The following is a 259-nucleotide window of genomic DNA, read 5'->3' on the forward strand; positions in this document are numbered from 1 at the left end:
ATTGCAAATCGGAGTGCTCTACCACTGGAAATAAAAAAAGGCTTGCAAAACAATTTACAAGCCTTGTTGAATGTGATCGCGTTCCGAGAAATCGGAATGCAAGCAGATGAGATTGAACCATCGACCCCTCCGATTGCAAATCGGAGTGCTCTACCACTGGAAATAAAAAAAGGCTTGCAAAACAATTTACAAGCCTTGTTGAATGTGATCGCGTTCCGAGAAATCGGAATGCAAGCAGATGAGATTGAACCATCGACCC

1 tRNA gene is annotated in these 259 nt (G+C 43.2%); it reads right to left on the minus strand.

Annotated elements, in window-relative coordinates:
- Nucleotides 1–97: 97 nt before the first annotated feature.
- Nucleotides 98–178 (minus strand) — tRNA-Ala (locus K9U41_RS23820).
- Between the last annotated feature and the right edge of the window lie 81 nt (nt 179–259).

Origin of the sequence: Xanthobacter autotrophicus (assembly GCF_029991245.1) — a bacterium.
GTDB classification, from domain to species: Bacteria; Pseudomonadota; Alphaproteobacteria; order Rhizobiales; family Xanthobacteraceae; genus Xanthobacter; species Xanthobacter autotrophicus_C.